A 23,280-nucleotide genomic window follows, 5' to 3' on the forward strand; every position below is an offset into this window, starting at 1 on the left:
ATTTTAATGAATACCCTCTGTGGGCTAACAGCCTACGAAATTACAAAATTCATTGACGTTAACCAATGAATTTGTTTCAAAGAAATGTATTTTTGCTGCAAAGAAAAGAATTGGGTTTTATTTATAACATAGGCATACATATAGCTCATTTTGGATTAAAATGCGCCTCTCTATTTAATGAGAAAATTAAAAAGGGCGTTATTGGTCGCCAAAACACTTTTAAGATTCTTAAAAGTAATTTAAACCCCAATAATAAAACCTTATGGTTTCATTGTGCTTCTTTAGGCGAATACGAACAAGGTCTTCCTGTTTTTAAAGAACTAAGAAAACAATATAAACAGCACAAAATTGTACTCAGTTTTTTTTCTCCATCTGGTTACGAAATTCGAAAAAATTCGCCTATTGCAGATGTTATTGTTTACTTACCTCTAGATACTAAGCACAATGCCAAACGATTTGTAAATATTGTTAACCCAGAGCTTACTATTTTTGTTAAATATGATATCTGGCCTAATCTTTTAAATGAATTAAAAAAGAGAAAGCTACGTGCTATCTTAATTTCTGCAGCTTTTAGAAAAAATCAAGCTTACTTTAAATTTTATGGTGCAGAATTGAGACGTGCCTTATTCACTTTTGAGCACATTTTTACACAAAATGAAGTTTCAAAAACGTTGCTTCAATCTATAGGCTATAACGAAGTAACTGTTAGTGGAGATACTCGTTTTGATCGAGTTTTTAGTCAGTTAGAATTAAATAACAACTTAAGTTTTATCAAAACCTTTAAAAACAATAAACTATGTGTGGTTGCAGGTAGCACATGGCCCGAAGGTGAAAGTTTATTGATCAATTATATTAATTCCAGCAGTCATAAAAATGTGAAATTTATTATTGCTCCTCATAATATAAAAGCGTCACAAATAAATAATATTCAAGAAAAATTACATACCAAATCTGTATTGTATTCCAAAAAAAATGATGAACAATTAATTAATGCTCAAGTTTTTATAATTGACACTATTGGAATTCTCTCAAAAGTTTACAGTTATGCAGATATAGCTTATGTAGGTGGCGCAATGGGACATACTGGTTTACACAATACTTTAGAACCTGCTGTATTTTCTGTTCCTATTATTATTGGCTCTAATCACGAAAAATTTCCAGAAGCAAAAGCAATGATAGCTATTCATGGTATGTTTTCTGTTTCCAACCAAAAAGAGTTTGATAGCATTTTAAACGACTTGATTCAAAACAAGGAAAAATGCTTGTCTTCTGGAAAAAATAATGGCGATTATATTAAAAAAAATAAAGGTGCTGTCATCCAAATTATAGATTATCTGCGTATATAAGGTATTTTATAGAGTTATTGTTAAAAAAATTAACATAAAATTCTTAAAATCTATCAAAAGTTGTTAAATTCGTAACTAGTATTTTAATACTCAAATAATTAACACTAAAACAAAGAACAATGAAAAAATTATTATTAAGTACCGCTTTACTACTTGTACTAAGTTTATCTTTTACTTCTTGTAGAGACACAAAAAAAGCTGACGAAGCTGGAGACGCTATAGAAGCTGCAACTGATGCTGCTGGTGAAGCAGTTGATAAAGCTGCCGATGCTGCAAGTGAAGCTGTAGAAAGTGCTGCAGACGCTGCAGGTGAAGCAGTAGAAGGCGCTGCTGATGCTGCTGGAGAAGCAGTTGACAAAGCAGTAGATGCTGCTGGTGAAGCTGCAGAAGGTGCTGCTGACGCTGCTGGTAAAGCAGTAGAAGGCGCTGCTGATGCTGCAAAAAGCAAAGTAGATGAAATAAAGAAAGAAGCTGGTCATTAATACCAACAATATCTTTTAGACAAAAATAAAGACTGCTACATTTAGCAGTCTTTTTTGTTTATATGTATTTCTGGCACAGAGGAGTATAGAAACGTCCGTTCGACATATTAAGCATTGATAATAAGTAATTTGCGTGTATAAATAATGTAATTTTGTCATTCCGAATGAGGTACGAGGAGGAATCTCACCTTTATGAAATGTCTCGTCACTCATGCTTCGCTCTGTCGACATGACAAAATACTATCTATCAACAATATAAACATTATTTACCTTTTTTTAATTTACGTCGAATTCACGTTAGAAAACAAAATATATTTTCTTTGAAGGCATAAAGTGTAGCTTGTAAGAAGGAATCTCATCTTTATAAATAATGTATTTTTGTCATTCCGAATGAGGTACGAGGAGGAATCTCACCTTTATGAGATGTCTCGTCACTCATGCTTCGCTCTGTCGACATGACAAAACATTATTTGTTTTTTTAATTTACGTCAGGTTCAAGTTAAATTATTTTCAGTTTACATAGGTATTGGTCTCAAATAAACCTCTTTTATCTGCGGATTGCCTTCTATTATTTTATAAAACGTATTCAATTTAATATTTTCAAATATTTGGCGCGTACCGCTTCCAGCCCAAGTCAATTCTAGTTTAATTATCTCTGAAGCTTTACCCAAACCAATTTCTGCTCTTAATGTTGAGCTCCCGAAACTGCCTCCAGAACCAATAGAGTGAAAAATGACCCGCTCTTGCCCAGCTTCTATAATGGTTATTGCCAATTTACTTCCTATAGCAGAACGATTAGCCTTTGTTCCTTCTAAAATAAATTTCACCCAGCTGTTCTCATTTTGATAAGGATTCTCATATACAGAATTAAAAAAATTATCACCTTCAAAAGCACCACCCATAACAACATGTATATCTTGATCCCCATCGTTATCAATATCTGAAAAAGAGACAGCATGCCCTTTTTGCAAATGACCAAACCCTCCAGCTGTTGTAACGTCTTGAAAGGTTTTTCCATACGAGTTTCGAAACACACGATTCGGAATAATGGATTCAAAACCCGTCTCTCCTGTACTTAAATATATGTCTAGATAGCCGTCGTTGTCCAAATCGCCATAATTGGCTCCCATGGCATATCCGATCTTATTCAATCCTACTTCACTTGACACATCGGAAAAAGTGCCACCATTATTTTTGTAGAGACGCATGGTCTCTGCCTGATGAGGGAAACCTAGATATTCTTTAGTAATATCTGCCGATATGGGATCTCCATAACCACTCCTTTTGTAGCCTGCTACAAAAATATCCATCCAGCCATCATTATCGTAATCGAAAGACCAAGTGGGAAAACTAGAGAACGTTTCTCCTATCCCAATACTTGTTCCTACTTCCTTAAAATGAATCTCTCCTACTTCATCCATACCAGTATTTTTGAATAATAGGTTTTTACTAGATGTTTTATAATTGGACACGTAAATATCCATCCAACCATCATTGTCAAAATCGACCGTAGTAACTCCTTTTACATAATAAGCATTATGAGCATCGCTCACAGTAAGTCCTGCGCTTTTAGTTTTATTGGAAAAAGTACCATCTCCATTGTTTATGTATAGCTCGCAAGGATGTATATTATTTGGTTCAGACTCATTCCCTATAAATAGATCTATCCATCCATCATTATTAAAATCTGCCCAAGTTGCTGTTTGTGTTGGATGAAACGAAAGCAACCCTGCTTCTATGGTCACATCTGTAAACGTATTATCCCCATTATTTCGTAATAGAGAATTTGGATGTTTTCCCAATTTACCTAACCAGGCTCCTCTAAGAACAAACACATCTAAAAAGCCATCATTATTATAGTCTGCCTGCACCATATTCAATCCTCCTCCAATCTCAGTCACACCAGCTGTTTGTGTTTTTTCGGTAAAGTTACCGTCACCATTATTAACAAAATACCTCAGGAGATGCGAAGGAAACCAGCTGGAGACCAATACATCTAATAAATCGTCATTATTAAAATCGTCTACCACAATACCTCCCGAAAGCTCATTGATGTTCAACCCTAATTTAGGAGCTATATCTCTAAATTTTTTTAATGGGTAGTCCGATTTAAAAACACTTTCTGGGATTACCCATTTTTCGGGTACTCCATCTGGGTATTCTCCTAAGGTCATATATGCAATATTCAACAGCCAACGACTATTAAAATCATGAGAATTATAACTCAACATTTTCTCAAACATTACTATGGCTTTTCTTGAGCCTTCTTTTGCATGATGGTATCCTTTGGGATCGATAGGAATAATGCAGGAGGCGGAAGCCTCATGATGATGCAGGCAATTTTGCTGTTCTCCCATTCGTAAATAAGCAACAGCTAACAAAGGCCCTATCTTTTCTTCTTCGCGAGGTTCCAAATCATAATTTATAGGACCATTTAAACGTCTATCCCATAAGGGTTCTAGTATATCAATCGCCCTTTTTGTTTTTCCAGCATATAACAATGCTTCTGCCTTCAGTAAATTTAAACTGCTTTTTTTATTGGCTGGAACCGTTTTAATAATACTATCAAAATATGCCACCTTAACCGAAGATGCATAGTCATTCTCTGGAGTAAAAAAATGTTCTTTGGATGCTTTCTTAAGTAACTCTTGCATGGTTGACTCCTCCTTGCATCCAAAAAACAGACATAAACTAAGAATACAAACCCAAGGTTTTTTATAAAAAGCAAGCATTTGCTTCATAGCCTTTGCAACTTTATTTGGATTTAACTTCTATAAATTTAAGGGGGTCATTATTATTTGAAGCGATAATCATTTGCTTCTTACCCACTTTTATCATAGCTAAATCTTTAACATCTTTAGGTATATAAAATCCACTTTCACAAATAGAATGAGGCGTAAATACACCTTGTCCGTTTCCTGTTAGAAACACACCCGTTCCCGCATCGTTTCTAGGGGTTTCAATCTCAGAGCCATATAAATTACCTGCAACTACCAGATCTAAATTTCCGTCATCATTAAAGTCTTTTACTAATATTTGATTGCTATTAGATAATTGCACAGCATTAGGTAATGCGTGTAAAACAAAAGTTCCTTGTTTATTTTCTATATACGAGGTCGCAAATGTATTTACTTGATAGTGCAAAGAAGCCTCTAATTCTTCCTCTCCATACACATCAACTAATGTGGCTTCTGCAAATTCATTGTAAGTTTTAAATTTTTCTTTAATTTCCCTTACTTGAGAAGAAGAACAGGAACGTCCTCTAACTGGATATTTTTCGCCTTCGTTATAATAACTTAAAACAATATCTTTTTTATTATTACCATCAAAATCATTAAAGTAAATATCGAAAGTCTCATCCTCAAATGATTTATACTTATAATTAAGCCCCAGGTTTCCTGCTACAAAATCAATGTCACCATCCTTATCAAAATCACCACTAGCAATGCTAAACCACCATCCTGTTGTATTTGTTAGCCCTAAACTGTCTGAGATCTCACTAAAGCTTTTGCCTTGATTATTTTTAAAAACACGTATAGGCATCCATTCTCCAACAGCTACGATATCTAACCACCCATCTTTATCTATATCTTCAATGCTTACTGAAGTGGTTAGTCCTAATTTATTAAACGTTGGGATTAAAGCATCTGTAGCATCTACAAACTTAATATGCCTAGACGTGCTAACATTTTCTAAAATATGTGTTTTTGCAGGTGAAGGATAATTCCCTGGAACCAATCGACCACAGATAAGCAGATCTTGGTCGCCATCTTTATCATAATCAAAATTATAAACCCGAGCCCCACTAGTAATCATTTCTGGGAGTGTGTTTTTAGATAATGATAAATTCCCAGAACCATCATTTTCATATAGTCTGTCTTGAAGTAATTTGGAGTCGGGCTCAAATTCATTACCGCCACTCACAACATATAAATCTAAATCCCCATCATTATCAGCGTCAAACATTAAAGACCCCATATCTTCATGAATCGCCTCATTATCTAACATAAATTCTTTTTTATCAAACAAGCCATTCTTATTTTGATAGAATAATCCGCCTTTTTGGTTTGAAGCACCACTTACATAAAAGTCTTCCAATCCATCTTTATTTAGATCACCAACTGATACATAAGGACCGAAAGTGGACATTTTATGAGGTAATAGTATTTCTTTATCGTAATCATTATATCCGTTTTCAATGTGCACAAACAGAGTATCTAACACATTATCTTTGGAATTAAAAGGCTGTTCCTTTTTTAACTTTTTTTCAATTTTATTTAATGTCGCGTCCGCATAGCTTAATACTAATGTTTTATTAACTGAAACATTTGTTAAAGTTTGTGTTTTACCATCTTGCCACTCCACATTTAAGGTGTCTATTATAGTTTCTTTTCCTAGTCCGAAGTGAAGTAACGATGCCATGGAAGAGATATAACCATGCTCTAAACTTAATTCTTGAAACTGTTTTTTATTATTTGAAATAATGGTACATTTTGTACCTACCCCCCTAGGGTTTAATTCGCTTCCATTAAATTGAACGGTGATATAATTGTTATTCTCACTATTATTATTCTCAAAGATAACGGCTTTATCATCAATGTTATTTAATATGATCTCAAGGTCGCCATCATTATCCAAATCTGCATATGCAACACCATTGGAAAATCCTTTAAACTCCAATCCCCACTCGGCATTTATTTTTTCGAATGTTAGATCTTTAGAATTTCTAAAAACAAAGTTATCTGTTTTTTCTGATGGCATTTTTAATGAATTTTGAAGACCATCATTCTTTTTCCTTTCCCCAAAAGGGTTTCTAGTTTTTTTAATAGCATTAAAAAAATCGGTATTATTTATTTCTCGTCTTGTCCCATTAGACACGTATAGATCTTTCCATCCATCATTATCTAGATCTGCAAAAATGGGTCCCCAACTCCAATCGGTACTAGAGGTATTTGAGATCCTGGAAATATTATTAAATTGCGGTGTATTATCTAAACCTAAAACACCTGTGTTTAGTTGTAAACAATTGTGCATATATTGATAATATAATCCAGAATTGTAGGTATCCCAAAACATTTGAACATTCATACTTGCCATGTTTGCTTTAGATCGTTTGTTTGTAGAAGCATCCATATCTGCTTGAAAAACATCTAAAAAACCATCGTTATTAAAATCGGCAATATCGGCACCCATACCATATAAAGCGGTATGCTTTACAGATTGTTCGATCGTATTTCTAAATGTACCGTCTCCATTATTTATATAACAAAAATCGGCACTGGCAAAATCGTTACTTACATAAATATCCTTATAACCATCATTATTTAGATCGCTTACACTGGCACTTAAAGACAAACTATACGACAGCACACCTGCCTCTTTTGTAACATCTGTAAATACGCCATTACCATCATTTTTATATAGATGATTTGAATGTCTTGAAGACGCATGCCTTATAAGTTGCCTAAAAGTATCTGGTGTTGTTTTAAAAGGCGTAATGGGGTAATTAGCAACATACAGATCTAAGTCTCCATCATTATCATAATCAAAAAAGGTGCTTTGTGTACTATGCCCCTTATCTGCAATACCATAGGTTGCTGCCTCCTCTTTAAACGTTATATGTCCTTCTTTATTTAATCCTTGATTTATCAGTAATTTATTTGGACACGCTTCTTTTTTACCAGATACACTTAAGTAAATATCTAACCAGCCATCATTATTAATGTCTACCGTAGTTACTCCTAAAAACCAATCGTTATGCGATAAGCCCGCATTGGCTTTTTCTGTAATATCTTCGAAAGCTAAAGCGCCTTTATTAAGGTAAAGCCTATTATTAACCATATTACCTGTAAAATACAGGTCTTGCAAATTGTCATTATTAAAATCGCCAACAGCAATACCGCCTCCCATATAAATGTATGGGTAGTTAAAATAATTTAGACTGTCTGATTCTGTTAAAGCATTTTCAAAATTTATTCCTGACGCTTTTGGACTTAATAATGTAAACTGTTTTTTCTCAATATTTTTTGAACAAGAAATAATAAAAACGAGAAGCAAAAAACTCTTAAATAATTTCATAATGAAACTAATTTTTGGGGATAAACAAATGTAGAAAATCCTGTACAACAAGTATACAGGATTAACTAATAAAAAAAAACTAACTTATTTTATTTACAAATTGGTATTAACCTGTAATTCTACGTTTGGTATTGGTAGCAGATAATCAAGATCACCAAATCGTTGAAGATCTAAATACCTTGATTGCTCACCTGCTAATTCCACCCATCGCTCATGTTTTATAGCCTCTAAGATCGCAGCAGTACCTGATACTGTAACATCAGGCATAGCAACCGATGGTCTTGATCGAACTTCATTAATGAAGCCTAAAGCGACAGCTTCTGATCCGCCTGGAGAACGTATTTCTGCCTCTGCCCTCATTAACAATACATCTGCATAACGAATAACCCTTGCATTGATACCACTAGCTTGTGTCTCAGCAGCTCTATTATCTAAATTTTGATACTTTCTCCATCCTGGATTATCATCTGGTCCAAAATCCCCTGCAACAAATGTGCTTTCCCCATTATTAAATGTATTAGTCATGGTGCCATTATCACTAGCATCAATTGAATAAAAAGTATATGCATAACGCATGTCTCCATCTTCGAATTCATCTAAAAGTGCTTGGCTTGGTTTTACATTCCACCATCCCGAATACTCTTGAGCTCTAAACGTTGTTTCCGCGTTTCCCCTTCCTGTCTGATCCCATGAGTCACTTAATCCTGTAGCCTCATCAAAGTGTACTTCAAATATAGATTCATCGTTATGTTCTCCTTCTACGGTAGCGTTATCTCTATAATCAGACACCAAACTATAGCCTGTTACATTTGCTAAAGCTTCTTTTGCACCAGCTGCATCACCGTTTTGCAATAACACTTTTCCTAACAATGCCCAAGCAGCCCCTGTTGTTGGTCTGCCAACCTCTTCTTCTCCTTTTACAGGTAAGTTGTCTGTTGCAAACCTCAAATCTGCAACAATAGTGCTGTAAACTTCTGATACTGGCGATTTAGCCCTACCCGATTTCAAACTCTCTATATCTAGCACCAATGGGATGTCGCCATATTTAGTAACCAAATTAAAATAAAAAAGAGCTCTTAAAAACCGTACTTCTCCTAACCTTTCTGCGGCTTCATCAGCAGGTATATTCTCGAAATTTTCTTCATTAGTAATAACAAAATTACAACGTCCTATACCTTGATAGTTATGTATCCAATATCTCATATTACCTTCATTTGCTTCATCAACACTTCGGTTAATCATCTGTACTTTATCTGCTTCTAAATTACCTACTGCATAATTTTCACCTCCAATATTATCGTTAATATAGAATTGATATCTCGCATAATTCCCCGTTTCTTGAAGATACGTATAACACGCAGTAGCCGCCGCTTCCAATTGCAAACTTGACTTAAAAAATGTTGCTTGAGACATTTGGTTAGGATTATTTAATTCTAATCCCGATTCATCGCAGGAAATTAGAATTACAAAAACTACTGCGATCCCAGTAAAAAATATTTTAATTTTTTTCATGTTTTTTTATATTATAAATTAATATACATTAAAATGCCAATTGAACCCCAACAATAAATGATCTTGGCTGTGGGTATACCCCTCTATCAATACCTATTCCTGCAGCTGCTGATTGTTGTCCGGGAGTTACCGTAGAACTTCCTCCAATTTCTGGATCGTAACCAGAATAGTCTGTTATTGTAAATAGGTTTTGTCCTGTAGCATATATTCTAAATTTAGAAAAAGCACCATTTGCAATTGATGTTAATGCAGACTCTGGTAAACTATATCCAATAGTTAAGTTTCTAAGTTTAGCATAAGATCCGTCTTCTATATATCGATCTGAACGTCCCACATTACGTTTATCTGCTCTTGCTGCTTCTGTAAACCCTGGCACTGTTGCATTTGTATTAGTAGGAGTCCATCTATTTAACACAGCTGTTCCTGCATTAAAGAAACGATCCATCCCTTCAAGATCAAATAAATTTGTATTATATATTTCGTTTCCACTTACACCACTAAAGAATAACGTAGCATCAAAGTTTTTATAATTAGCCGATAGATTTAAACCATATGTAAGTTCTGGAAAAGGGTTCCCTATTTTCACTTCATCATTACCATCAACAACCCCATCATTATTTTGATCTACAAAACGAATATCACCTGGTACTGCATTTGGTTGTGCACTGGTATCGTCACCTTGTTGAAATAAGCCATCTGTTTGAAGTCCATAAAAGTAAAATAATGTTTCACCTTCGGTTATTCTGGATAGGGTTTGACCTTCAAAAGTAGAACTTTGTATAAATGACAGGTCTCCCAAATCTGTAGCTTCATTTTTAGAAGTACCAAGGTTTAAGTTAGCAGACCAACTAAAATCTTCTCCTTTGTTATAATTATAACCAACATTAAACTCAAACCCTTTAGTATTTGTTGAAGCTCCATTACGTTGGGTGAAACCAGCACCTAAACCTTCGGAAGGCACATTAGGAATTGGCACAATAACATCTTCAACATCATTATTATAATATTCGAAAGATAACGTAAGTGTATTGTTAAAAAGAGCCATATCTAAACCGATATTAGTCATGGTTGCTTCTTCCCATTTTAAATCTGGGTTTGCAGTACCAAAATTAGAAGCTCCTGTATTTCTATTTAATGCAATATAACCATATGTAGCTACTAATCCCGATTCATAAACATAATCTGTAGATCCATCGTTACCAGTTGTACCCCAAGATCCTCTAAGCTTCATACTACTAATTGCATTTGAATCTTTTAAGAAATCCTCTTCACTTAATACCCATCCTAAAGAAACTGCTGGGAATGTTCCCCATCTGTTATTGTCTCCAAAACGAGAAGATCCATCTCGACGAATTGATGCTGACAGCAAATATTTGCTATCATAATTGTAATTAACTCTTCCTACATAAGAAATTAAACCATATTCAAAAAGCTGGTTGGTTGCTGTTATCCCTTCTGAACCTTGAATTACAGGCACCGCATCACTTAAAGGGTTTGAAGCTTGAGTACGATTGTTTCGAGCGGTTGTTTCAAACTTTTCAGCAACTAGTAATAAATCCAAATTATGAACATCATTAAAGATAGTTGAGTAGGCTAATGAGCTTGTGTAACTGTCTGAACTAAAAATATTAGCACTTTGATCAAGTTGTGCAGCCTCACGTTTATTTATTCCCTCATTAAAAGTAGGACGATGAATGTTTGTTGATGCTGATGTTCTTTCAAAACCATATTGAAACTTATACTCTAAACCGTTAATAAACTCGTAAGAAGCATAAAGCGACCCTAATATTTTAGCAATATCGGTTGTATTATTACTTATCGTTTGGAGTCTAACAGGGTTTTCCGCATCCGATCCACCATCTGAACCATCTGGCCCTCCAAAACCACCTAGTTTATCTGAATCATAAACAGGCGTGTAAGGCAATGATTTAATCATATGTTCTACTAATGTTCTATCCCCATTTTCTTCTTCGTTTTTCATTTCAGAATCTGCAATAGCCAGAGTTTCTCCTATTTTAAATTTATCTCCAATCTTAAATTCACTATTTGCTCTTAAAGACGATCTGTTAAAACCGGTATTAATAATAATGCCTTCTTGATCAATAAAACCTGCGGATATATTAAATATAGCCGTATCATTTCCTCCTGAAACGCCTACGTTCGTATTATGAGTAAAAGCAGTCTGAAATACTTCGTCTTGCCAATCTGTGTTGAGTGTTGTTGACGCTTCGTCTACCGTATATCTATTAGGCAAACCGAACGTTTCCTGCGTAAATTGTCTAAGCTGATCTGAATTAAGTAAATCTAATTTTTTTGGAACACTTTGAGAAGACAAATAAGAATCTAAAGTTACTCTAGTTATTCCTGCCTTCCCTCTTTTAGTTGTGATAAGTACCACACCATTAGATGCTCTTGATCCATAAATAGCAGCGGTTGATGCGTCTTTTAACACATCAATAGATTCTATATCATTAGGGTTAATCTCATTAATCCCTCCAGAAACAATACCATCTATTACGTATAATGGCTGACTGTTACCAAAGGTTCCTAGACCACGTATTTGAACTTGTGGTGCTGTTCCAGGAGATCCGCTGTTAATCACCGTAACACCAGGTGCCTGCCCTTGCAAAGCCTGTTCTGCAGATGTAACTGGGGTTAAATTAATATCTTCAGATTTTACCGAAGAAATAGCGCCAGTTACCAGACGTCTAGATGTTTTTCCATAACCCACTACCACTACTTCACTTAAAGTACTCGTGTCTTCAATAAGAACAACATCAATAATTGATTTTCCATCAACAGCAATTTCAAGTTTTTCGTAGCCAACATAGCTAAAAATTAATATGGCATTAGAATCCACATTAGTTAGGCTATACTTTCCATCAAAATCTGATCCAGCTCCATTCGAAGTTCCTTTCACTATGACATTTGCTCCAGGCAAAGGGCCACTAGAATCAGAAATAGTACCAGTGATATTTTGAGAATACGTAGAGATACTCAAAATAAAGACTGCTAAAAAAAGTAGTTTTTTAAATAGTTTTTCTTTCATAAGTAATTGAAAATTAATTTATTAAAAAATATTTTTTAATAATTTCATTAAATAGAGTAGATTTGTAGTGAACAAAAATTATAATCCATATTATTTAATGATTAGTTAACATTTAGTTTGTGATACAAATTTAACTTCAAAATTGACACACATATAATATGATTTCATCAAATAATAATATATATTTTTCACAATATCGCAAAAACACATATTTAGATGCTAGATAATATCCATAGAGAAATAACGCAACTAACTCCTGAAGATAGCTTTTTAGTGTTTGATCGCGTAAAAGACGATTTTGATTTCCCTATTCACTTTCATCCAGAATACGAATTAAATTTTATACAAAACGGAAAAGGTGTTAGAAGAATAGCAGGAGATAGTATTGAAGAAATTGACGATATCGAGCTTGTTTTTGTTGGCTCAAATCTAGTTCATGGATGGGAGCTACATAAATGCCAATGCAAAAAAATTCATGAGATCACCATACATATAAATTACGATTTACTTGATGAGAAGCTATTAGCAAGAAACATATTTAAACCTATTAAGGATATGTTTGAAAAATCTGCTCATGGTATTTTGTTTTCAAAAAAAACATCTGAGGATATCGCTCCAAGGCTTATAAACCTTAGCAAAACAGATGGTATCGATTATTATTTAGAGTTTATATCTATATTATACGACTTAGCAAGTTCAAGAAATCAACGCATGCTATCTAATTCTACCACACAAAAAAGAAGCTTTGAAAACAGCTCAAAAATAAAAAAGGTCTACGACTATATTCAAAATAATTTCGACAAAAAAATATCGCTAAATGAAATATCTGCTTTAGTAAACATGACACCTGTCTCCTTTAACAGATTCATAAAAAAACGAACTGGAAAAACCTTTGTTATTTATGTAAATAGTACGCGCATAAGTCAAGCAAGCAAGCTACTTTTAGAAACAGACTTAAGCATTGCCGAAATAAGTTTTAAGTGCGGATTTAACAATATAGCAAACTTTAATCGTATTTTTAAAAAAGAAAAAAATGCTACCCCCAGTGAATTTAGAGAAGGTTTTAATGCATGTATTAAGCGTGTTTTGTAAAATTTGTCTTTCTTTTCATTTATTTATCTAAATGTTTACCCAAAACATACTCACCTATTTTAAATAAAAAATAGTATCACCAATTGATCATATAAGACAATTTAATACGTACTAATACATATATTTTTGCAATATATATTCGTAAAAAAAAATATTTTAGCTTTTATTTAAATAATCAAACACTCATTAAATCTAATGTATCAAGGAGGTACATAGAATTTAACGCTCTATACCACGAGGTATTAAGAATAAATCAAATCATATTAACAAATGATTATTTTATACACTAAAATGAAAAAATAGTATTATTAAATACAAACAAAATTAGATTCAACAACCTTTATAATACGACACAAAAAATCATAAATAGTTGAATATTAAAACTTTACATGTAATAACATTTTTATTATGAATATTAAATTTAAACTCATTACATATATAATAGTAACACTAATGTTTATGGCTTGCACAGACGATAACCACACAAATAAAACGATACCCCATCCTAAAGAAGATCTAATTAGCGAAAAAGTAGATGCGCTTATTAAAATAATGACACTCAAAGAAAAAATTGGTCAAATGAACCAATATAATGGGTTTTGGGATGTAACTGGTCCTGTTCCTAATGAGGGTGATGCTGAAGAAAAATATGAGCACTTAAAAAATGGACTTGTTGGTTCTATGCTTTCTGTAAGAGGGACAAAAGCTGTTAGAGCTGTTCAAAAAATTGCTGTAGAAGAATCTAGATTAGGAATTCCATTAATAATAGGTTTTGATGTTATTCACGGCTACAAAACTTTAAGTCCAATACCTCTAGCCGAAGCAGCCAGTTGGGATCTAGAAGCCATCGAAAGATCTGCTCAAGTGGCTGCTGCAGAAGCATCGGCCGCAGGTATAAACTGGACGTTTGCTCCAATGGTGGACATATCTAGAGACCCTAGATGGGGACGTGTTATGGAAGGTGCTGGAGAAGACCCTTTTTTAGGAAGCAAAATTGCAGTAGCAAGGGTTAGAGGTTTTCAAGGAGATGACCTATCTGCCGTAAACACCATAGCTGCTTGCGCCAAACATTTTGCTGCTTATGGGTTCTCTGAAGCTGGAAAAGAATACAACACGGTAGACATAGGAAATTCAACCTTACATAATATTGCCCTGCCTCCGTTTAAAGCTACCGTAGATGCCAATGTTAAAACTCTAATGAACGCATTTAATGAGCTTGATGGGGTTCCTGCTACGGGAAACAAATACCTTCTAAGGGATATTTTAAAAAATAAATGGGGATTTAAAGGTTTTGTGATTTCCGATTGGGCCTCTATAAAAGAACTTGTTGTTTGGGGCTATGCAAAAGACAATAAAGACGCTGCTAAAATGGCTGCGTTAGCGGGTTCTGACATGGATATGGAATCGCATATTTACGTATTTGAGCTGGAGCAACTAGTTAAAGATGGTAGTATTGATGAAGAGATTATTGATGATGCTGTTAGCAGAATTTTAACTGTAAAGTTTGAATTGGGATTGTTTGACGACCCATACAGATATTGTGACGAAATTAGAGAGAAGGAAGTAATCAACAGCCCAGAACATTTAGACGCCGTTCTGGATATGGCAAAAAAATCTATTGTTTTACTAAAAAATGAAAATCATTTACTGCCACTAAAAAAAGAAGGTCAAAATATTGCTTTAATTGGTGCTTTAGCAAATGAAAAAAACAGTCCGTTAGGAAGCTGGAGAATTGCTTCGAAAGATAGCACTGGGGTCTCTGTACTTGAAGGGATGCAAAATTATAAAGGCAACCATTTAGTTTATAAAAAAGGAACTGATGTAACCATTGGCAGCACTCAATTTATTAATGAACTTAATATAAACAATACAGATAAAAGCGGATTTAAAGACGCTATAGATGCTGCTAAAAAAGCCGATGTCGTCGTTATGGTTTTAGGAGAACATGGGTTTCAAAGTGGGGAAGCCAGAAGCAGAACAGACATTGATTTACCTGGCGTTCAGCAAGAATTATTGGAAGAAGTTTATAAAGTAAATAAAAATATTGTTCTGGTATTAAACAATGGTAGACCTTTAACTATTAATTGGGCAGACAAACATATTCCTGCAATCCTTGAAACATGGCAACTTGGTACTCAAGCAGGAAACGCAGTAGCTCAAGTATTATATGGAGATTACAATCCAAGTGGCAAACTCCCTATGACCTTTCCTAGAAATGTAGGTCAAATACCTATATATTATAATTATAAAAACACTGGAAGACCTATTAGCGATACCAATAACCCTAATTTAGTTTTTTGGTCTCATTATAGCGATGTAGAAAACACCCCGCTTTATCCGTTTGGCCACGGTTTAAGCTATACGACTTTTAAATATGAAAATTTAGTACTTAACAAAAAAACGTTTGATATAAATGAAAGCGTCCATATTTCTGTTAATGTAACCAATACAGGCAAAGTAACTGGTAAAGAGGTCGTTCAACTTTATATTAGAGATCTTGTAGCCAGTACAACACGTCCAGTGAAAGAGTTAAAAGAATTTGAATTAATTGAGTTACAAGCTGGTGAAACTAAAACAGTAAATTTTGTTTTAAATAAAGCAAGTTTAGGTTTTTATAATAACCAGGGTGATTTTATTATAGAGCCTGGAGAATTCGAAATTTTTGTTGGAGGAAGTTCTTATACTTCTTTAGATACTCGTTTTGAGTTAGAACTCTTTTAAACTTTTTTAATTGAGTTCTTAGAGTAAAATTACCCTACAATAAGTCTCTACTTATTTCACAACCCTAAACAACTGATACAAAGCACAAAAGAATTTATCATTCAGACCATTCCGACAATTGTCGGAGTTGAAGCATCTGTTTTGATTTTAGATAAACAAGATGCTTCTGTCGTTCCTCCCTGTCTGCCTATCAATGTCATTTAAGTTAAGGAAATTTGTTCTGTTCTGTTTTGTCACATTGAACGCAGTCGAAATGCTATTAAAAACTATTCCAACGCTCTTCTGGCATTCAACTCGAACGTTACTTCGTCTAATTTCTTTTGTGTTAATGGATAGAAAAACATTAAACCAGCAGCAATTAAAGCTATTATTGCAGGAATCCAACTCATCAACATAATAATACCAGGAATAGCGCCGCTAATCGCAACTACATCTTGACCATCATAATTAAAGCCTGCCAAAACAAAACCGATTATAGCTCCTGCAATACCACCTCCAAACTTAGTTGCAAACGACCCTGCTGAATATATAAGTCCCGTTGCACGCCGACCGTTTTTATACTCAGAATAGTCTGCTGTATCGCCTAGCATAACAAAAAACAATGTTGGGAAAATTGCTGCTAAAAATTCTGAAACAATACCAATAGTAAAAATAGCGCCTACATCTTCTGGACCGCAAAAAACAAATAAGGCATTCACCAACCCAGATAAAATTAACGCATAAATAAACAGGTTTCGTTTTCCTAGTTTTTTCCCTAAAGGAGCCGTTACCATTGCTCCAGCAATCGATGCTAACATAAGTCCTACTAAAAAACTTGCTGCTAATAATTGATTATTTAAATAATGAGTAAAGTAGATAACTACAATGCCTTGTTTTATTGAGTTGTATACATTAAACAATAGCCCGACCACTAATAAAACCAACCAAGGCTTGTTAGTTATTAGATCTTTTAGATCTTTCCCTAAATTATTTTTTTGGTTTTTAGGCGGCGTAACTCTTTCCCTTGTTGTGTAAAATGTTATAAACATAAAAACAACCAAAAATACTGAAAGCAAATACATGGAGTTACTATAACCTTGCTTCTGGTCTATAATAGAAATTTCACCAGCATCTATATTCGCTTCTCCTGTTACGATAAATGTATAAGGTTTATTTGCTTCTATAGAAAAGCTTTTTGCATGTGTAGGTGTATTTTCTTCCGCATTAACAGTCTTGTTATCCCAAGTAAATAAAGCGATCCCATTATCCGTTTTTATATTGACATTAGACACATCCGATGGTGCAGACACCTCTACCCTAAATGTCGTATCATCTAACTTATCTACTTTTACAGTAGGATTTATATTTCCGAAATAAGCCACTAAAAAAAGCAACACGCCTTGCACAAGCATACCACCACCAAAAGCACCAACCATTCTATAAGACCCTATGCTTGTTCGAACTTTATCATCCCCCGTCATAACTGCCATTAATGCCCCATATGGTATATTATTAGCTGTATAAATGAGTGTAAATAAAATATATGTAACGTATGCGTACATAATTTTTCCAGAATCACTCAGTTCTGGGCTTGTAAAGAGTAATGAGAGAATAGTAGCTAATGGAATGGCCGTCCACAAAATCCAAGGGCGAAACTTACCATATTTAGATTTTGTTCTGTCGCCTATAATACCCATTAATATATCGCTAATACCATCACTAAATCGGGCAACTAAAAATAACACCCCAACTGTTGCTGGGTTAAGTCCAAAAACATCGGTATAAAAAATAAATAAAAATGTTGCCACGCCTCTCCAGGCTATATTTGCAGCGCCATCTCCTAATGCATATCCAATTTTTTCTTTGATTGAGACTCTATCTTTTGCTATAGCCATTGATCGTATATATTTTTAAAGTTAAATAGACAAATTAACGCCACTAACTGTTTGTTAATAGTAGGTTAAATTAGCGCTTTCATGGTTTGAATTTAAATACTTTTTCTATCAAATCCGATATTATTCTTTCATTTAGCTTACTAAATCTAGTCTTTTGTTTCTATTATATTTGGTATGTTCTAGAAACGAACATGCGTTCAAACTGCACTTTGGATTATTTTACACCGTATATCACGAAGCAGACCTATAGACCTCTAATCCATAGGTTTAGTTATGAATGGTATTGTTTGTATTTTATTTTTACGGACAAAAGCTATTAAACCTAATAGTAAGCCCTGAACTCAATAATAGGAATCGACTCAAGGGTCGAGATATTAAACCTTAACCCCTCTATAAAACTGATAAAATTTTAATATGATAGCCTACATAATTATAGCCATTCTTCATCCTTTTATCATTTTTATTTAAGGCTAAATACAACTCACCCAAAACTCTTCAATAAGATGTGGGCTTGCAAATAATATCTCCCTGTTCTAAAATTCTTTTTCTTTTCAAAGTGAAGGTTCGTTATTTCACCAAACTTGGTTTGTTGCTCTAATTTATGAATGAGTTTTATAATATGATTATAATCACCTTCCAAAGTAAATTGATAGGTATTTATTCTTAGGTCATTTTTATTAATAATGTGAGGTTCTAAAAAATGAACTACTTTTAAGTTCGTATTATCTGCAAAGGTGTTAATGGTTTTTAAAAGATTATTCTGAACAGAGCTCCCATTAAGCTGATATTTGGTAAGCAATGAATCGTAATATTTTTGTTTTTGTTTTAAAAGAGATACTTGCTTAGGTGTATTTTCAAATAGAGCCTCCTGTGCTTTTAAACTATGATACTCTTTTTTAATATCTAATGTTTTTGAAAAGGATAGTTGATAACACAAGACCAAGACTAATAAAAACCCAGCCAATAATAATATGTTTTTAGTTTTTTTAGTCATTCGTAATAACTAGTTTAATACTAAAATTAGAACTAGTCTTTGACGTGTCTTCATAACTCAAAATTTCTGTTTTTCGCACCCAATTTAGCTTGTTTATATCTACCATCCACTCAGAAAACATATCACTATTATTAGATGCTCCTGAAATTAAAATAACGTTACTATCTACTTCTATGGATTGCCCCTTTTTTATGCGCTTTAATACTGGTTGAAAATTTAATTCGGATAATAATATAGAATTAGGTAAACCTTGTATAATAATATTTGCAAAATAGGAACTTTTAGAAGCGCTACTTTTAAGCATATCATCAACCATTTTTTGTGATTTATTTACACTTTCATTAAGGTCTAACAATTTTTTTTTAGTCGTTTGGTTAACCTGTGAGGTTTGTTCTAAAGTATTTACTTCATTAAAATAATGATTGAAAATAAAAAAATTGATTAGCAAAGAAGTCAATATAAATACCAATGCAAATTTTACAAATTGTGTAAAAAACCGAGATTGTTGATAATCGATTTTTAGTGATTGTTTTAGTAAATCAAAATTAGTTAAGGGGCTAAAACTTTGCAAAACAACATTTAATGCTCCTGAAAATGATAGTAGCTGGTTATTATTTACTTCTAGCCCATTTACATTATAATGTATTAATTCTTTAGTCTCTATTTTATCTATGGCTGTAATACTTCCATTCGCAATTGAAATATTTGCATTTGAAGTACAAATCGTATTAGAATTTATAAAATTACTACTATTGGTAATCACCGAATTCCCTAAAGACACATTAATTATAGAAAACTCTTTAGTTTGATATTTAGAAATCAATTCCTTTACATAAACCTTTCTACAGATGGCTATAAAATGATTGTCCTCTTGTGTTATTCCTTCATAAAAAAAATCTTCTAGATTAATATTAGGAAAAGCATTATAAACTAATTTTTCTATTTCTTTAAGCGGGCTTTTAATCTGTTTTGTTAAGACATTATTGTTATTAATAATTAGAAAAACAGGTTGTTTTTTAGGCAATTTATCAAATAACGAGTCAAAAGATGTTTCTTTTAAAACATTTTCAATATCGATATCATTCTTAGATTTTTTTAAAACTGTTGTATATATAACATCTTGATCATTTTGTACCGTATGCTCTACGCCACAAAAATGATTTCCGTACTCCAGATATGTTTTAATTGACTTTAACATTAATAAATAACAGTTGGTTTAATAAGCACTGTTAATTTCGATTTGGAATCCTTACGACTACGGCTACTAAAAAGCCATTTAATTACTGGAATTCTAGCTAAAAAGGGCACCCCTGTACCCGAATCGTTTTTTACATGCTCTTCTAAACCTCCTAATACAACAATATCTTGATCTTTCACTCTAATAATTGAGCTAAACTCCCGAGAATTAAGATCTGGTGGAGCATCATCAGCAATACGCAATCCAAAATCAGATTGTACTACAAAAATATCAAGTGTTACTTGTCCGTCGCCAGACACTAAAGGTTTAATAGTTAATCCAAGTTCTGCATCGATAGGTTCATAATTGGTGATTTCTGATGTTTGCGGATTATCGGTACCATAAATATTACGTTGTGTTACGGCGTAGTATGAGGTTTGTCCGTTTGAAAAATTAGCACGATGCCCATTTAAAGTTGACAATTTGGGTGTGGATCGTATTTTTATATTGCCATTAGATTCCATGGCTTTAATAGTCGCAAAAAAATTAGGCACAACCTTTCCTAAATTAATATGTCCGAAGTCATCAAAACCGTTAAGCACTTTATTAATAGTTTTTGCCCCTAGTGTTAAATCGGTTTGAGGAAAAATCCCTCCTTGTGTCTCAACTGCCTCTTCACCAATACCCCAGCTTACACCCGCTTCAATGGTTGAATTCCTACTAACTTCGATAAGCATGACTTCGATAAGTATTACAGGAACGGGCTTATCAATCTTTTTAATAAATCTTTTAAAACGTTCAATTTTTGCAGCGGCTCCCATCACATAAAAGCTATTGAGTTCGTAATCTATTTTAACATCTAAGTCCTGCGTAATTTCATTCGGCAAAATGCTTATTAATGCTTCTGCCTTACTTCCAGTGTCACTAAAACTTGTTCTATTACTGGTATTAACAGATTGTCTAGTATTCCTGCTTGTCCCTGAATTTGTAATAAACTGATTCGTAGTATTTGTATTCAAAGAACTTCCGTAGGTGTTATTATAGCTATTTAGCCCTCCATAGGTTCTACCTACGGTTCTACTACTACCACTATTCCCAGAAGGATCTGATAATAATTCTACAGAGCGGTGTTGTAAATGAATCACCTCAACAGACCGAACACTTAATTGATTTTCGGTTCCAAAAAAATAAGTATCGCCTTCTTTTTTAAAAGTAAATATCTCAGGTGTTCCCAAACTTGTATTATTTCTATTAGGCTTGGGATTCGTATTGGTTTTAACTGAATTGCTAGCACCTATGTCTTTTCGAGATTCAAACATCTTAATTAGCAAGTCATCAAACGTAATAGATTTTGTCTTAAAAGTTATTGTTCCCGCATTGTCTAATGGTGTTGCCGTAAGAATATCGATATTCAGTTCTGCACTAATATCATTAATAACGCTCCCAATAGATGTACTCTCAAAATCAACTTCTAACAATTTCGTTTCTAAATCTAATATTTTAAAATTCAGGTTCGATTTTCTTCTAGCAGATTGTCGCCTCGCATTCGGATCATTTAAATTTACAGGCGTATTATCTTCAAAAACATAAAAATCATCTTTTGTTTTCTCTACAAATAAATGATTTGCCAGCGCCAATTTATCCAAGGCAGCATCAAAAGGCATTTGTTTTATATAGGAGGTAACAGATTTACTTTCCATACCAGGCGTAAACACTAAATTTTTACCACTCTCGTCCATAATACGTTTAAACACCTCATATAACTTGTCATTTTTAGCATCAATAGTAAGACTATTATCACTTGGGTTATAATTAACAGGAATAATATGTTTTTTTGGTGCTTCTATAGGTATTATATGCCTTTTTACAGAAAGAATATTCCCTGTAAAATCTATAGTAAGATCATATTCTTTACATAAAAACACCAATAAATCTGCTACTGTTACATTAGTAAAATTGTTAACAATACTAATTTGATTGAGTTCTGGAGCAATATTAAGGTTTACTTTATGTACGTCTGAAACTGCTAGCAAAAAATTTGATAAGGATATATTACTAACACTAATCTCTGTTTTTACTTGCTCTGTAAGCCCAGAGTTATCAACCGATAAAATCTCCAATTGGTTTTTTATAGTTGTAATACGTGAGTCTTGATTTTGAGCAAAACCAAAACTAATGGTTAGTAATAAAATACAAACGAATTTATTCATATATAAAGCGTAAAAAGGGCACTAATTATTGTTTTTTATTTAGTAACAAGGCTATTTTTTCTTCTAATGAAGCAATCCTTTTTTCTTGATTTTTAAGTTCTTTATTCTCATTTTCCAACGTGTTAATACGCTTTTCTTGATTAATAGTGTAAAGTGTTAGTTCTTCTATTTTTTCGAGCAGTTTTAAGTTCATTTCTTTTAACTTAATACCTGTATCTTCCATATCCTTTGCAGATGGGATATTTGGTAAATGTCCTTTTTCTGAAATATAATTCTCAACTTCTTGTAATGTTTTTAAATCATAATCTTTATAAAACACATAATCGGGCGCTATGGCTCCTAATAAATCTACTTTTACTTCGTTGGTGTGTATATTGCCTTTAACTGTTAGTTTTGAGTCTGGGGTTGTGGTGCCGATGCCTACGTTGCCATTTGAACGGACAATACTAATAGAATTAACATCATTATTTGTATCTGTACTATTGATATGATTAACCCCAATATTTAATACATTACTTGTTCCATCATAATTAATAAAAGCCCCCTGAAGATTAACCTCTGTAAACCTTAAATATCTTGAAGAATTATAACCAAGCACATTAATATTGCCTTCGTTTATATCTAATAATTCCTTTGGAGTCGTAGTTCCAATCCCTACATTCCCAGAAGCTGGAAATGTATTTTGAGCGCTTAAATACAATGATGTTGAGAAACAAAGACAGATAATAAAAAGTGATTTTTTCAT

The 23,280-nt window shown here is 33.4% G+C and carries 13 protein-coding genes; 4 read left to right on the forward strand and 9 right to left on the reverse strand.

Going from position 1 to position 23,280, the window contains the following annotated elements; genetic code table 11:
• The first annotated feature begins 65 nt into the window (after nt 1-65).
• Together Q4Q40_RS09870 and Q4Q40_RS09875 are read left to right on the forward strand one after the other, a co-directional pair.
• Nucleotides 66-1,346, forward strand: coding sequence for a 3-deoxy-D-manno-octulosonic acid transferase (locus Q4Q40_RS09870; RefSeq protein WP_303301631.1), 1,281 nt, complete (start codon nt 66-68; stop codon nt 1,344-1,346).
• A 119-nt stretch (nt 1,347-1,465) separates the two neighbouring features.
• Nucleotides 1,466-1,828: a hypothetical protein gene (locus tag Q4Q40_RS09875; RefSeq protein WP_303301632.1), complete on the forward strand. Its 363-nt coding sequence runs from the start codon at nt 1,466-1,468 to the stop codon at nt 1,826-1,828.
• Between the two features lie 515 nt (nt 1,829-2,343).
• Here the strand turns inward: Q4Q40_RS09875 and Q4Q40_RS09880 are convergent.
• The 4 genes from Q4Q40_RS09880 to Q4Q40_RS09895 form a co-directional block, all read right to left on the reverse strand.
• The gene (locus Q4Q40_RS09880) at nt 2,344-4,569 is read right to left on the reverse strand and encodes a CRTAC1 family protein (protein ID WP_303301633.1); all 2,226 of its coding nucleotides are present in this window, start codon (nt 4,567-4,569) and stop codon (nt 2,344-2,346) included.
• A gap of 13 nt (nt 4,570-4,582) precedes the next feature.
• Entirely contained in the window at nt 4,583-7,906 is a 3,324-nt protein-coding gene (locus Q4Q40_RS09885; RefSeq protein WP_303301634.1) for a VCBS repeat-containing protein, read from the reverse strand.
• A gap of 93 nt (nt 7,907-7,999) precedes the next feature.
• A complete protein-coding gene (locus tag Q4Q40_RS09890) occupies nt 8,000-9,418 on the reverse strand; it encodes a RagB/SusD family nutrient uptake outer membrane protein (RefSeq protein WP_303301635.1) in 1,419 nt (472 codons plus the stop codon).
• 28 nt (nt 9,419-9,446) lie between these two features.
• The gene (locus tag Q4Q40_RS09895) at nt 9,447-12,467 is read right to left on the reverse strand and encodes a SusC/RagA family TonB-linked outer membrane protein (protein WP_303301636.1); all 3,021 of its coding nucleotides are present in this window, start codon (nt 12,465-12,467) and stop codon (nt 9,447-9,449) included.
• A gap of 216 nt (nt 12,468-12,683) precedes the next feature.
• Between Q4Q40_RS09895 and Q4Q40_RS09900 the strand changes: the two genes are divergently transcribed.
• Together Q4Q40_RS09900 and bglX are read left to right on the forward strand one after the other, a co-directional pair.
• Nucleotides 12,684-13,559, forward strand: a complete 876-nt coding sequence (locus Q4Q40_RS09900; protein WP_303301637.1) for an AraC family transcriptional regulator — start codon at nt 12,684-12,686, stop codon at nt 13,557-13,559.
• A 408-nt stretch (nt 13,560-13,967) separates the two neighbouring features.
• Nucleotides 13,968-16,280 (forward strand): beta-glucosidase BglX, encoded by a 2,313-nt coding sequence (gene bglX / locus Q4Q40_RS09905; protein ID WP_303301638.1) that lies wholly within the window; start codon nt 13,968-13,970, stop codon nt 16,278-16,280.
• 266 nt (nt 16,281-16,546) lie between these two features.
• Here bglX and Q4Q40_RS09910 read toward each other — a convergent pair whose 3' ends face one another.
• The 5 genes from Q4Q40_RS09910 to Q4Q40_RS09930 form a co-directional block, all read right to left on the reverse strand.
• A complete protein-coding gene (locus Q4Q40_RS09910; RefSeq protein WP_303301639.1) occupies nt 16,547-18,154 on the reverse strand; it encodes an MFS transporter in 1,608 nt (535 codons plus the stop codon).
• Nucleotides 18,155-18,635: 481 nt separating this feature from the next.
• Nucleotides 18,636-19,148, reverse strand: coding sequence for a hypothetical protein (locus Q4Q40_RS09915; protein ID WP_303301640.1), 513 nt, complete (start codon nt 19,146-19,148; stop codon nt 18,636-18,638).
• Nucleotides 19,141-20,346 (reverse strand): hypothetical protein, encoded by a 1,206-nt coding sequence (locus Q4Q40_RS09920; RefSeq protein WP_303301641.1) that lies wholly within the window; start codon nt 20,344-20,346, stop codon nt 19,141-19,143. The genes Q4Q40_RS09915 and Q4Q40_RS09920 overlap by 8 nt, the downstream gene beginning before the upstream one ends.
• Nucleotides 20,346-22,535 carry a type II secretion system protein GspD gene (locus Q4Q40_RS09925; RefSeq protein ID WP_303301642.1) on the reverse strand — a complete coding sequence of 730 codons (2,190 nt, stop codon included), beginning with the start codon at nt 22,533-22,535 and terminating at the stop codon, nt 20,346-20,348. Before Q4Q40_RS09925 ends, Q4Q40_RS09920 begins: the two co-directional genes overlap by 1 nt.
• Nucleotides 22,536-22,560: 25 nt before the next feature.
• Entirely contained in the window at nt 22,561-23,280 is a 720-nt protein-coding gene (locus tag Q4Q40_RS09930; RefSeq protein WP_303301643.1) for a tail fiber protein, read from the reverse strand.

This window comes from Flavivirga jejuensis, from assembly GCF_030540765.1.
In the GTDB taxonomy this organism is placed as follows: Bacteria; Bacteroidota; Bacteroidia; order Flavobacteriales; family Flavobacteriaceae; genus Flavivirga; species Flavivirga jejuensis.